This window comes from Thalassobium sp. R2A62, from assembly GCF_000161835.1.
Classification (GTDB): Bacteria; Pseudomonadota; Alphaproteobacteria; order Rhodobacterales; family Rhodobacteraceae; genus Thalassobium.
On sequence record NZ_GG697169.2, the window covers coordinates 2,019,211 to 2,031,936 of the forward strand.

A 12,726-nucleotide genomic window follows, 5' to 3' on the forward strand; every position below is an offset into this window, starting at 1 on the left:
CAGCCAGAGCCGCCGCATCTACTTCTTTCAACGCATGTTGGTGGTCGTCGCCGTGGAGCACAATCAACGACTTGCCCAACGCAGCGGCATAGCCTGCATCAAAGGCTGCGTTCCACTGTTTGTATTTCTCACCAAAACGAACAACGACGACATCTGCGTCCTCGATCCCCTTGCGGGTGCGGATCGCATTAATCTGGGCACCTTTGCGATCGTGCCAGAATTTGTTATCCTCGGCCCCGAGAATCGCCACGCCACAATCATCTGATGCCGCGTGATCGGTCACGGGGCTATTGAACGACACGTCCAAGCCAGCCGAACCTTCGATGATCTGTTCACGCCAGTCGGTGTGGATTTCGCCGGAGAGATAAACCTTGAGCATGATTGCCCCCTTGGATTAGCCGCGCAGAACGCCGCCCGTTGCTTTGCTGACTTTCTCGACAATCTTGGTGCTAACTGCCTCGATGTCCGCGTCTTTCAACGTGGCCTCGGTTGGCTGAAGCCGAACAGCGATCGCGAGTGATTTCTTACCTTCACCCAGTGAGCCACCAATGAATTCGTCAAAGACTCGAACATTGTCGATCAACGCCTTGTCCGCACCTGCAGCGGCATTCACCAGCGTCAACGCCTCGACATCCGTGTCGACAACAAAGGCAAAGTCACGTTCGACAGCTTGCAAATCAGGGGCTGTCACGGCACCACGGTTAACCGATTCATTCTTTGGCATCGGCACTTCCGCTGGCCAAAGGGTAAAGGCCATTGCTGGCCCTTTAACGCCCATCTCAGTCAGGATTTTTGGGTGAATTTCACCAAAGATACCCAACACCATTTTAGGGCCCAAACAAATTTTGCCGTGGCGACCGGGGTGCCAAGTGTCATCCACGCCGCGCATGATCTGAACCTTGGCAGGTGCGCCGATCGCCGCAAGAACAGCTTCGGCATCTGCTTTTACGTCGAACACATCGACGGCGCGCGCGCTACCATGCACGTCTTTGGGACCAGTGCGCCCAACAAGAAGGCCAGTCGCTTGGAGATGCTGTTCGCCGGGCTCGCCGCCATGGAACGCCGCCCCAATTTCGAACAGCGCCATATCGGCAAACCCGCGGGCTTGGTTACGAGCAGCGGCCTGCAGCAAACCGGGCAACACGGTGGGACGCATGTGGCTCATCTCGTACGAGATCGGGTTTTCGAGACGCGTCGCATCCGTACCCCCACCAAAGAGTTCGGCGCTAGGTTGGTCGATGAACGAATAGGTCACGCATTCGTTGTAACCCAACTGCGCAATCGTACGTCGTACGATCTGTTCGCGGCGCTGGATCGGGGTCAGGACCGGTGTTGGCAGACCTTCGGTAATACGTGGCAACGGTCGACCCTCGAGACGGGTGAGCGACGCAATGCGCGCAACCTCTTCGACCAAATCGGCCTCGCCCAAAACATCGGGTCGCCAGCTCGGCACATGTGCCTGATCGCCATCGATTTCAAAGCCCAGTGCCGTCAACGTCGCACGCTGTGTGTCCGCTGGGATCGTCATGCCAACGAGGCTTTGAACACGGTCAGTATCTAGCTTGTAGCTGCGCGACACATCAGGAATCGCGCCGACAACGACAACATCACTAGCCTCGCCACCACACAGGTCCAATACCATCTGTGTGGCCAATTCCAGACCATTAGCGGTCCAAGCAGGGTCAATACCACGCTCGAAACGGTACCGCGCATCCGAGTTGATTTTCAAAGCGCGGCCAGTCAACGCGATCTGGATGTTGTTCCAAAACGCGCTCTCTAGGAACACGGTTGTTGTTTCATCAGAACAGCCGGTCACAGCACCGCCTATGATACCCGCGATGCTTTCGGGTCCATTGTCATCCGAGATCACCATCTGGCCCGCAGCCAGCGTGTATTCTTTGTCGTCCAACGCAACGATCGTTTCGCCACCTTCAGCGCGGTGAACACGTAGGTTGCCCTGCATCTTATCAACGTCAAAGACGTGCAGCGGACGGTTTTGATCATAGGTGAAATAGTTGGTGATATCGACCAATACCGAGATCGGACGCAAACCGATGGCACGCAGCATATCCTGCAGCCATGCTGGGCTTGGGCCATTTTTGACTCCCGAGATGACACGCCCCATGAACACGGGGCAGCCATCTGTTGTATCTGCGTCAATTATCACATCAACCGAGCTAGGACCATTTCCAGCGACAGGTGTGACAGGCAGTGGTTTCAGCGTCCCGAGACCGCGTGCTGCGAGGTCGCGCGCGACGCCGCGAACGCCCAATGCATCTGGGCGGTTCGGAGTGATGGCAATCTCGATGACGGGATCAACCTTGGCCGGATCGTTCTGCGCCAGCCAATCCACAAAGCTCTGACCGACTTCGCCATTTGGCAATTCGATAATGCCGTCGTGTTCCTCAGAGAGTTCCATCTCGCGTTCGGAACACATCATGCCAAAGCTCTCGATGCCGCGAATTTTGCCAACACCAATCGTGGTGTCGATGCCCGGCACGTAGACGCCCGGCTTGGCGATCACGACGGTGATACCCTGACGCGCGTTTGGGGCGCCACAAATGATCTGGGTCTCGCCTTCATCGGTTTGCACCTGACACACACGCAGCTTGTCCGCATCGGGGTGTTTCTCGGCAGAATTGACATAGCCGATCGTAAACTCGGACAATCGGGCTGCGGGGTTTTCAACACCCTCCACTTCAAGCCCGAGGTCGGTCAGCGTGTCGAGAATAACATCGAGTGTCGCATCTGTTTCGAGGTGGTTTTTCAACCAAGACAAAGTGAATTTCATGAGCGCGTGCCGGTTTGTTGAATAGGATTGATCGTCCTTACCCCATTGGCGTTGCGGGGAAAAGAAGCGATTGCCAGAGAGCTGCGTTAGCAGTTTTGGATCGACGCGGGTTCGCCTAGGGAAACTGGTCCCCTTAGCGGCTTAGACCCGCGTGCAGGTTCGGCTGGTCAAGGCTTGCGAAACCGTAGTGACGCAACCAACGCAGGTCGCTGTCAAAGAACGCGCGCAAATCAGGGATGCCGTATTTCAGCATCGCGATCCGGTCGATCCCGATACCAAAAGCAAAGCCTTGGTATTCATTGGGGTCGATGCCGCCAGCCGACAAAACAGATGGGTGAACCATGCCAGAGCCGAGCACCTCGAGCCAATCGTCGCCTTCGCCGACTGTGACGGTGCCGTCTTTGAACGAGCACTGAATATCAACTTCGGCTGAAGGTTCAGTGAACGGAAAGTGCGATGCCCGAAAGCGGGTTTTCACGGAACGGCCGAAATAGGCGGAAAAGAACTCTTCGAGTGTCCATTTGAGATTGGCCATCGAGATGTCTTTGTCGATCGCCAGACCTTCGATCTGGTGGAACATCGGTGTGTGTGTCTGGTCATAGTCTGCGCGGTAAACGCGACCTGGACAAATGATGCGAATGGGTGCGCCTTGCGCCTCCATCGAACGGATTTGCACGGGGCTGGTGTGGGTACGCAGCACGTGAGGAGGACGATCTTCATCCGCGGTACGGTGCGTGTAAAAAGTGTCCATCTCGGCGCGCGCGGGGTGGTGGCCCGGAATGTTCAGCGCGTCAAAGTTATACCAGTCGGTTTCGATTTGAGGACCCTCGGCCACAGCAAATCCCAGCTCGGCGAAAATCGCGGTAACCTCTTCCCATACCTGGGAAATTGGGTGGATCGTGCCGACGTTGCGCGCCCGTGTTGGCAATGTCACATCAAGCCATTCTGTGCGCAGACGTTCATCAAGAGCGGCGTCAGACAGCGCCTGCTTTTTAGCCGCGAGGGCCGAATTGATTTCGTCCTTGAGCGCGTTCAGAGCGGGACCCGCAACCTGGCGTTCCTCAGGGGACATTTTGCCCAAGGCACGCATCTCGAGGCTGATTTCACCCTTTTTGCCAACGGCTTGGACCCGCAGATCCTCTAGCGTGTTTTCATCAGCAGCCTCGGCAATGAGGGCAATGTATTTATCTCTGAGATGGTCCATGATCGGTCCTGATGCATTAGATAGCGCGGGGCGTTGCACGGAGTTAGCGCGAAGGGCCGCGCTGTGCAAGTTAATGGGGCGCACGGGGCGTTAATTCAGGCGGCCATGGCATGGGTGATTAACCCTTTGTTCGCAGATGTTTTCTGTATTTTGCGTATTTTTGGGTCTGAATTACATAATTTGCATATGAGGTGCGTGGGTTCAGAACGCAGGGTGTTGCGGGCTAAGGGATTTAATTGCCCCAACCCAAAATTTCTCTGAAAAGATTTCCGTCGAACTCTATTGCAAGCGGGTGATTTCGTTTTTGACCTCTAGCGGTACCCATGTCCGCTGATACGCAGATAGGGCACGCGCATCCGACAAATCGGCTTCACGATCCGATGCGCCCCCATTTGCCGCCTCGCTCGGCATCGCCACCAGAAAGGCCTCGTAGAGTAGTCGGAATTTTCCGCCCTACACGGCGTTATGGCTGCAAAAGATCAAACCCCCAGCCCTGCCAACGAAAAAAGCCGCCCTCAAATGAGGACGGCTTTCTTAATTTCTGATCGTAAGTCGCTTAGTTCAGCGCGGCTTTTGCCTGGCTTACGATTGCGCCGAATGCATCAGGCTCGTTGACGGCGAGATCGGCGAGAACCTTGCGGTCCACTTCGATGCCAGCCAGTGCGAGTCCGTTGATGAATTTGGAATATGTCAATGTCTCGTCAACCGAACGCACAGCAGCGTTGATACGCTGGATCCACAAAGCGCGGAAGTTGCGCTTGCGGTTCTTGCGGTCACGGGTCGCATATTGGTTCGCCTTGTCGACAGCCTGTGTAGCTACCTTAAAGGTGTTCTTGCGACGACCGTAATAGCCTTTGGCTTGGTCGGTGATTTTCTTGTGACGACGGTGGGTGACTGGTCCGCTCTTTACACGCATCTCAAATCCTCCTTAGCGATTGTACGGCATCATGGACTTGACGATTTTCGCGTCAGGCTCACTCAGCAGTGTTGTACCGCGGGCATTGCGGAGGAATTTGTTTGTACGCTTGATCATGCCGTGGCGTTTGCCAGCCTGACCTGCTTTGACACGGCCCGAAGCCGTCACTTTGAACCGCTTTTTGCAGCTCGACTTAGTCTTCATCTTAGGCATTTCCGTCTCCTATGGATTGGCGGTTTTACACACGACTCGGCATGCCACATTGGCCGGTCGCGCGGTTAGAGAGGGTGCTATAGGTGGGAACGCCCGTTGGGACAAGAGGATTCTGCGTGTTCAGGGCGGAATCTGGTGCCTTTATGGCATGTACTGACCAACAACATTCACAAAGGCCTGCGGGATATCGTTCAACGTATAACCACCGGGCTTTTCCTTGACCGCGAGAACAATCAGACCGCCCGCGATCAAAACCATAATCGCGGCTGTGCGCGGCGCACGGCCCTCGGAAAGCGCGCCCAAGATCGAAGGGATGGTAAAGGCCCCAATAATGAGGCCAATCACAAGATAAAGGTCTGCGGTCATATTAATACCTTTGGGTTCAATAATATGATCCAGAGATTAACCCGGTTCGGTGTTAAAAATCAAACGCTCGTCACAGGGCGCAACCCGCAGAATGTTTGTCGTGCCTGATGTATTGAACGGCACACCCGCAGTCACAACGATCTGATCGGTCTCGTCAGCAAAGCCGCCTGTGCGGGCCGCCTTGGCCGCCGCGACAACCGCAGACTTAAAGCGTTCGACCTCGCCCGACATAAAGCAATTCGTGCCCCAGCTCAGAGCCAAGCGGCGCGCAGTGCCGATATCAGTGGTCAGCGCGATAATTGGAACACGTGGGCGTTCACGAGCAACAAGCACAGCTGTCGTACCCGAAGTGGTGAAGCAGCAGATCGCTTTGATCTCTGTTGTCTCAGCGATCTCGCGGGCCGCAGCGACGATACCGTCTGCAACGCTTTCGCGGTTGGCGGTGCGGCTTGCCTCGATGATGTTTGTGTAGGTCGGGTCGGCTTCAACCTCGGCTGCGACGTTGTTCATCGTGGTCACGGCTTCGATTGGGAACGAACCGGCTGCAGATTCTGCGGACAACATGATCGCATCCGTGCCTTCGTAGATCGCAGTCGCGACGTCCGAGACTTCGGCACGAGTTGGCATTGGGCTGTCGATCATCGACTCAAGCATCTGCGTGGCCACGATCACAGGTTTGGCAGCAGCACGCGATTTGCGGATCAACTGTTTCTGGATCGGTGGGACGGCGTGCACTGGCAGTTCAACACCCAGATCGCCACGGGCAACCATGATGCCGTCAGACGCCTTGAGAATGGCGTCAAAGTTTTTGACCGCAAGCGGCTTTTCAATTTTCGAGAGGATCGCAGCACGGCCTGCGGCCAGTTCACGCGCTTGCTCTACGTCGGCCGCACGCTGAACGAAGGACAGAGCCAACCAGTCGACACCAAGATCGCAAACAAATTCAAGATCTTTGAGGTCTTTTTCAGAGAGCGCCGCAAGCGGAAGTTCAACATCCGGAACGTTCACACCCTTGCGGTTGGAAATCGCGCCACCCACGGTGACAGTACAGTTGGCATAGTCATCGCCGCAGTCTTTGACTTCGAGACGGATTTTGCCATCGTTGACGAGCAAAGAGGCGCCAGGCTCGAGTGCTTGGAAAATCTCTGTGTGGGGCAGCTGGACGCGTGTCGTGTCACCCTCGGTCGGATCAAGGTCAAGGCGGAAGGACTGGCCGACCTCAAGATCGTGGCCATCATCACTGGCAAATTTGCCAACGCGCAATTTCGGGCCCTGAAGGTCAGCGAGAATGGCGATCGGGCTATCGAGGTCCTTTTCAACCCGACGGATGATCTCGTGCCGTGCGCGGATTTCAGAGTGATCCCCATGAGACATGTTAAGCCGGAACACATCAGCGCCCGCCTCGTGCAAAGCGCGGATCATCTCGTAGTCATTGGAAGCTGGGCCAAGGGTGGCTACGATTTTGACATTGCGGGGGCGTCTCATTTGGGTCGTCCTTTCCATCGGGGTCGATCCCCGGTCAGTCTTTGTTACCGCTAACGCGGTTTGAGGGCCTTATTGCGCAATTCCATTCCTGTCACAACTGGCCTATGTGATTTTTAAGTGCAAAATAGCAGATTCAGGTAACACATCTATGACTTACGCCCCATATTTCATCGAAGGTGCCGCCCGAAACGGCCGATGGTTGGTGACCTGTGACCATGCGACCAACACCGTCCCTGATTTTGTAAATGGCGGTGATCTGGGATTGCGCTCTGAGGATATGCAGCGCCACATCGCATGGGACGTCGGCGCATTGGGTGTGGCGCGGGCGCTAGGCGCGGCTCTGGATGGGCCCGTTGTTTCGTCTAATTTCTCGCGCTTGGTGATTGATCCCAATCGGGGTGAGGATGATCCGACATTGGTAATGCGCCTTTATGACGGCACGATGATACCAGCCAACCGTGCGGCTGATGATATTGAATCGCGATTAAAACAATGCCACCGGCCCTATCACGCGGCTCTAGAAGATATCGCATCTGGGCGCGAGGATCCTGTGATCCTGTCGGTACATTCATTTACCCCGCAACTGCGGGGTCGCGCGCCTCGGCCGTGGCAGATTGGCGTGCTCTATGCCGATGATACGCGGCTGGCTCTTCCATTGTTGGCGCGGCTCCGCGACGAAGCGGATTTATGCGTCGGAGACAACGAGCCCTATCATGGCAAGCTGCGCGGCGACGCAATGGACCGACATGCCTTGCAACATGAACGCGCTCATGTGTTGATTGAGCTGAGAAATGACTTGATCGAGACAGAGGCGGGCCAACTGGAATGGGCTGCGCGTTTGGCCCCGATCCTACGCGACGTTCTGGCCGACACCGGCCTATAATAGACCCATTCAAAGGAGGCCGTCATGCCCCATGCAATTCTGCAATACTCAGCCGATCTAGAGAAATCCGAAGACATCGCCGCCCTGTGCCGCAGTCTGCCAGAGATCATGTTAGAGACCGGCCTATTTCCCAATCCAAAAGGGATCAAGGTTCGCGCCTTTAAAGCCGATCACGGGTTCATGGTCGTTGAGAACCAAAGCTTTGCCCACGTGACGATCCGGATGATGCCGGGGCGCACAGGGGATGAAAAACATGCGGTGACCTCCCATGTTCTAGACTGGCTGACCGCACAAATGCCGCAGGTTGGCACGATCACTGTCGAGGCGGATGATCTGGATGCCGCAAGCTATGTGAAACGAATTCTATAGGGGACGAACGATGGACACGCAGACACAAATCGAGCTCGAAGCAGCAGCATTTCGTCGGTTACAGCAGCATTTGATGCAAGACCGCACAGACGTGCAAAACATCGACATGATGAACCTCGCTGGGTTCTGCCGAAATTGCCTAAGCCGTTGGTATCAAGAGGCCGCCGCGGAACGCGGCATCGAGATGACCAAGGACGCCGCCCGCGAGGCATATTACGGGATGCCGTTTTCCGAGTGGAAGGCGCAGTATCAAACAGATGCAACGGACGCCACCAAAGACGCATTTAAGGCGAGCCACCCCGAGAAATAGCCACAATTTACATGGGACAGTTGTGCTTATTTCCAATGCAGCGACAATGGTGTCGAAAACTTGACAGGCCTTTGAATCGAAACGTAATCTTGGCGAATGATCGGGGATGGTCAGTCGGCAGAGCGTGGGGTTTCTGGGGACCGAAAGGGGTGTATAGCGCCCTTTCGATAGCTCTATCATAGTGAAAATGATTTACGGCGTCGTTTGGGGACTGTGCCGTGGATTAAACAGAAAATGAATTTTGTGGTGAGCTATAGTTATGTATTTTGATCCGTTTATTTTGCTGGCACTGCTGCCGCTAGGTTTGTTGGGTGTGTTCTTTGACGGAGGCGGCTCGGAGTCGGACGACGATGATCGCGAGCCGGATGTTGTTACAGAACCAGAGATCAGCTCGGAGCCATCGGAAGGTGACGACCGTATCCTAGGTGGCAGTCTCGAGGACTCGATCAATAGCTTGGCCGGAAATGACGAGGTCTTTCTCCGAGGCGGCAACGACGCTGCTGATGGTGGCACTGGCAACGACCGCATTCTGGGTGGCGACGGCGACGACACGATTGCAGGCGGTGACAGCGACGACGATCTAGATGGCAATCTGGGCGCAGACACGTTAAGCGGCGGCGCCGGAAATGATGTGATCAGCGGTGGTTTTGGTCAAGATATGCTCAGCGGCAATGCTGGCGATGATACGCTGGATGGTGGCAACAACGCCGACGTGCTGACTGGTGGTGGTGGCAACGACACGCTGAACGGTGGCGAAGGCAATGACGACCTGACAGGTCGCACAGGCAATGACACGATCATGGGCGGTGCCGGTGATGACAAAATCTACGACAGAAATGGCAACAACACGCTAGATGGCGGCGCAGGTGATGACATGATCACCGGCTTTGGAGGTGTGCAAATCGTCGACGGTGGCGTGGGCAATGACACCATCCTGACGGGTCAAGGCGACGATATCATCAGCGGTGGGGACGGGAACGATTCCATCAAAACCAAAGAAGGCGACGACGACATCAATGGTGGCGACGGTAATGACGAAATCGAAGGCGGAGCAGGCGACGATATCGTCAATGGCGGTGACGGCAATGACGAGCTCTTGGGCGGTCTGGGTGCCGATGTCATCGACGGTGGCGAAGGCAACGATCTGATCGCGGGCCAAGATGGCGCCGATATCATGAACGGCGGCGCTGGCAATGATGTATTGGTGTCGATTGACGTACCAGACCGGACCACAGGCATCCCAACGCTGACAGGCAATGCCGATGCAGACGAATTGAACGGTGGCACGGGTGACGACATCTTGAGTGGCGACGCGAATGACACGCTGTCCGGCGGGACAGGTGTTGACCAATTTGTTGTATTCAATGACGGATCACAGGGCACGACCACGATCACCGACTTGGACGTTGGAACCGAAGTGGTAGTGGTCGTGGTCCCAGACGATTTCGACGACACCTTGTTTTACCAAGATGGACCAGACGGCGCCGAAGTTGTCGTTGATGATGTCGTAGTCGCCGTAATCCAAGGCACCACCGCCGAGACGTTGCAGAACCAAGGCGACGCAGTGGAATATGTGCGGATCAGCGAACTCGACTTTTCCTAGCGCCCTGCCCTGCACGGCATTGGACCAGACATGAAAAAGGCCGCAACTGGGTTTCCAGCGCAGCCTTTGATTTTGGGTGTTGAGGACGTTTAGTAAACGTCGCCCTTGTCCACTTTCTTGGAGAATGCAGTCTCGCCGCCAGTCGCCAAGAGCTTGGCCTGAGAGACCCACTCGTCGCGTGTGACGCGGCCCTTAAAGCGTTCAAGGTTTGCGTCGACCCATGCGACTTCGTCGCGGGTCCAACCAGCGATCTGGTCAAAGTGCCAGAAGCCCAGTTTGTTGCAAAGCTTCTCCATTTTCGGACCAACACCTTTGATCCGCTTCAGATCGTCAGCGCCGCCAGCACGAGGTGCATCCATTGTCGTAGGCTTGGTGCCTTCGTCGGTGCCTTCGAACACGCCGTCGCCGTCATAGTCTACAGCCCCAGCAGGTGCCGCCATTGCAGCGGCCGGTGCAGCCGCAGCAGTCTGGACGTCAGCCAGTGAATCGCGGCAACCGCGCAGGTCGGCCTCGAGTTCAGCAATGCGCGCGTCTTTGTCTGCATGCTTGGCACGGCAGGCATCGAGATCGGCCTGAAGACCGCTGTTGTCGATGTTTACCTCGGACCGACGGCCCCAGATGATCCAGCCTGCAAGCAAACCGATGAGGGCTGCGAGCAGCAAAAGCACCCACAATTCGCCCATGAGAAAACCCACTCTTTAAATATTTTTACACTCCTTCTGTGTGGCTATAGTGCGTGATTGAATAGTAATCATTCGAACCATGTGATTGTTGTCCGGCGGTTGGCCGCACGGCCTTCTTCTGTCTCGTTTGTCGCGATCGGCTCGCTTTCACCATACCCCTGAGCAGAGATACGTTCTGCATCAACACCGCGTGCGACCAAAGCGTCACGAACCGCGAGAGCACGCGCAGCGCTGAGCGCGTTGTTAGTGACGTCAGAGCCCGAGCTGTCAGTATGACCACCGATCTATACGGTCAGAGTACCCTCGCTGAGGCAGCGCAGGATGACCGCGGCCATGTCGTTGACGGCGCGCGTTGACTGCCCGTCGAGACGCGCTTTGCCAGAGACAAAGTTCACCTTGTTGCGGCTCAGAGCGGCATCGGATTGATCGCGGCAGGTGGCAGGTGCTACCGCAAAGCGGGTCAAAGGCAGCCAGAAGCCACCTTGGAACACTTCGCGTTTGCCGGTCGCAGCATTCACACGTGCATCGCCTGCGGCTGGTACAACTGGATTGTCAGAGACGTTGATCGTAGTGGCAGAGCCCAGATCAGCAGCAAGTCCAGCAGCAACCATTTCGGGGTCAACAACAGGTGTCAGCGTTGCATCGACAACATTCTCGGTATCCGAGATCGACACAGTCGCAGCATCCAGTTCTAGCAACCAGTTGGTCAGGCTGTTCAGCGTGGATTGACCGAGAGCAGCGTCACCAACAAGTCCAAGCGTTGGAGTGCCCGAGACCACGTCCAGACCCATTGCATCGGCAATGTCACCAGTGCCGACACCAGCAGGCAATTTGCCCGACACTGTTGCACCGGTTGAAGCGTCGTAGGCCACGTCAAATGCAGGCGGTGTGCCATCGTCGATCAGATCGTAGGAAGTTGTTGCGGTATAGCCATCAGGCAAACCAGCAAGGGCGCATCTGCAGCTTCAGCCTCGGCTGGGGTGCGCGCAAGGCCGGTTAGGCGAACGGTGGTATCTTCGACACTCAGCGTGCGGTTCTCAAGGTTCGACAGTGGGGACAGACCCTTGTTTGCCACAGTCGCCCATATGCCGTCGTCCTCAACCAGACCGATGGTTGGCTTACCTGATACAGTGTCGAGATCAAGCGCGCTGGCAATATCTGTCGTAGCAAGGCTGGACGGCAGGCGGCCAGTTACGTTGGCACCCGTCGCAGGATCATAGACAACGTCATAGGACGGCGGTGTGCCATCATCGACCAGATCATAGGATGTTGTCGCGGTGAACCCTTCGGGCAGATCCGCCAACGCAGCGTCTGCTGCTCCGGCTTCGGCCGGTGTCCGAGCGAGACCCGACAATAGAATGCGGTTGTCCGCGATCTGCAGGATTCCGTTTTCTAGGTTGGGGAACGCCGCGAGACCAGTGTTTGCGATGCCCGGCCATCTGCCGCTGTCGTCACTAATGTAGGCCGTGGCCACATCGCCAGATGCAGACACGCCCACCGCATCAGCCGTTAAGCTAGCGCCGAAGCCTGCTGGCAATTTGCCGTCGACGGTTGCGTTTGCGCCATCGTAGTCGACAATCATGCTGAACGGTGCGCCGTCGTCATAGAATGAAATGTCAGACGTGCCGGTAAACCCTTCGGGTAGGCTTGCAATCGCTGCTTCGCCTGCCGCCTTGCCAGCTGGTGTCGCTGTACCAGTCAAGGACACGTTGCGACCTTCGATCATCAACGTGCCGCTCTCAACGCGGGTCAGCGCAGTTGTCATATCTGTCGCAACACCGGGCCATACGCCAGCGTCCGAAGAGATGCGCGCCTGTTGAACATCAAGATCCGCATTCGTCGCACCAAGGATGCCCATCATATCCGCCATAGGCAGATCAGACGGCAGTTTGCCCGTGCTATC

At 56.2% G+C, this 12,726-nt stretch carries 16 protein-coding genes; 4 read left to right on the plus strand and 12 right to left on the minus strand.

The window, feature by feature from the left end; genetic code table 11:
• The 8 genes from TR2A62_RS09995 to pyk all read right to left on the minus strand — a co-directional run.
• The coding region (locus TR2A62_RS09995) for a YtoQ family protein (protein ID WP_040820579.1) at positions 1–379 on the minus strand (379 nt) is incomplete at its 3' end.
• Positions 380–394: 15 nt separating this feature from the next.
• Positions 395–2,791, minus strand: coding sequence for a phenylalanine--tRNA ligase subunit beta (gene pheT / locus TR2A62_RS10000; RefSeq protein WP_009159915.1), 2,397 nt, complete (start codon positions 2,789–2,791; stop codon positions 395–397).
• A gap of 133 nt (positions 2,792–2,924) precedes the next feature.
• Entirely contained in the window at positions 2,925–3,995 is a 1,071-nt protein-coding gene (pheS, locus tag TR2A62_RS10005; RefSeq protein ID WP_009159112.1) for a phenylalanine--tRNA ligase subunit alpha, read from the minus strand.
• Positions 3,996–4,274: 279 nt separating this feature from the next.
• Positions 4,275–4,412, minus strand: a complete 138-nt coding sequence (locus TR2A62_RS18800; protein WP_009157822.1) for a hypothetical protein — start codon at positions 4,410–4,412, stop codon at positions 4,275–4,277.
• A gap of 139 nt (positions 4,413–4,551) precedes the next feature.
• Positions 4,552–4,911 carry a 50S ribosomal protein L20 gene (gene rplT / locus TR2A62_RS10010; RefSeq protein WP_009159343.1) on the minus strand — a complete coding sequence of 120 codons (360 nt, stop codon included), beginning with the start codon at positions 4,909–4,911 and terminating at the stop codon, positions 4,552–4,554.
• Positions 4,912–4,923: 12 nt separating this feature from the next.
• Complete coding sequence (gene rpmI, locus TR2A62_RS10015; protein WP_009158059.1) at positions 4,924–5,124, minus strand: 50S ribosomal protein L35; 201 nt, start codon at positions 5,122–5,124, stop codon at positions 4,924–4,926.
• A 141-nt stretch (positions 5,125–5,265) separates the two neighbouring features.
• A complete protein-coding gene (locus tag TR2A62_RS10020) occupies positions 5,266–5,490 on the minus strand; it encodes a hypothetical protein (protein WP_009157301.1) in 225 nt (74 codons plus the stop codon).
• Positions 5,491–5,526: 36 nt separating this feature from the next.
• Positions 5,527–6,975: a pyruvate kinase gene (gene pyk, locus TR2A62_RS10025; RefSeq protein ID WP_009160162.1), complete on the minus strand. Its 1,449-nt coding sequence runs from the start codon at positions 6,973–6,975 to the stop codon at positions 5,527–5,529.
• A 148-nt stretch (positions 6,976–7,123) separates the two neighbouring features.
• Between pyk and TR2A62_RS10030 the strand changes: the two genes are divergently transcribed.
• From TR2A62_RS10030 to TR2A62_RS10045, 4 genes are all read left to right on the plus strand, one after another.
• Entirely contained in the window at positions 7,124–7,858 is a 735-nt protein-coding gene (locus TR2A62_RS10030) for an N-formylglutamate amidohydrolase (RefSeq protein ID WP_009159769.1), read from the plus strand.
• A gap of 24 nt (positions 7,859–7,882) precedes the next feature.
• Entirely contained in the window at positions 7,883–8,227 is a 345-nt protein-coding gene (locus tag TR2A62_RS10035; protein WP_009158396.1) for a 5-carboxymethyl-2-hydroxymuconate Delta-isomerase, read from the plus strand.
• A gap of 10 nt (positions 8,228–8,237) precedes the next feature.
• Positions 8,238–8,537, plus strand: a complete 300-nt coding sequence (locus tag TR2A62_RS10040) for a DUF1244 domain-containing protein (RefSeq protein WP_009159953.1) — start codon at positions 8,238–8,240, stop codon at positions 8,535–8,537.
• 259 nt (positions 8,538–8,796) lie between these two features.
• The gene (locus tag TR2A62_RS10045; protein ID WP_009160807.1) at positions 8,797–10,140 is read left to right on the plus strand and encodes a calcium-binding protein; all 1,344 of its coding nucleotides are present in this window, start codon (positions 8,797–8,799) and stop codon (positions 10,138–10,140) included.
• A gap of 89 nt (positions 10,141–10,229) precedes the next feature.
• On the opposite strand, the gene TR2A62_RS10050 is transcribed toward TR2A62_RS10045, so the two are convergent.
• The 4 genes from TR2A62_RS10050 to TR2A62_RS10065 all read right to left on the minus strand — a co-directional run bounded on the left by TR2A62_RS10050 (position 10,230) and on the right by TR2A62_RS10065 (position 12,693).
• The gene (locus TR2A62_RS10050; protein ID WP_009157937.1) at positions 10,230–10,823 is read right to left on the minus strand and encodes a hypothetical protein; all 594 of its coding nucleotides are present in this window, start codon (positions 10,821–10,823) and stop codon (positions 10,230–10,232) included.
• A 68-nt stretch (positions 10,824–10,891) separates the two neighbouring features.
• Positions 10,892–11,107 (minus strand): OmpA family protein, encoded by a 216-nt coding sequence (locus TR2A62_RS18155; RefSeq protein WP_083791056.1) that lies wholly within the window; start codon positions 11,105–11,107, stop codon positions 10,892–10,894.
• Positions 11,108–11,764: a hypothetical protein gene (locus TR2A62_RS10060; protein WP_009157925.1), complete on the minus strand. Its 657-nt coding sequence runs from the start codon at positions 11,762–11,764 to the stop codon at positions 11,108–11,110.
• Positions 11,725–12,693 (minus strand): hypothetical protein, encoded by a 969-nt coding sequence (locus tag TR2A62_RS10065; RefSeq protein ID WP_009160826.1) that lies wholly within the window; start codon positions 12,691–12,693, stop codon positions 11,725–11,727. The genes TR2A62_RS10060 and TR2A62_RS10065 overlap by 40 nt, the downstream gene beginning before the upstream one ends.
• Positions 12,694–12,726: the final 33 nt, after the last annotated feature.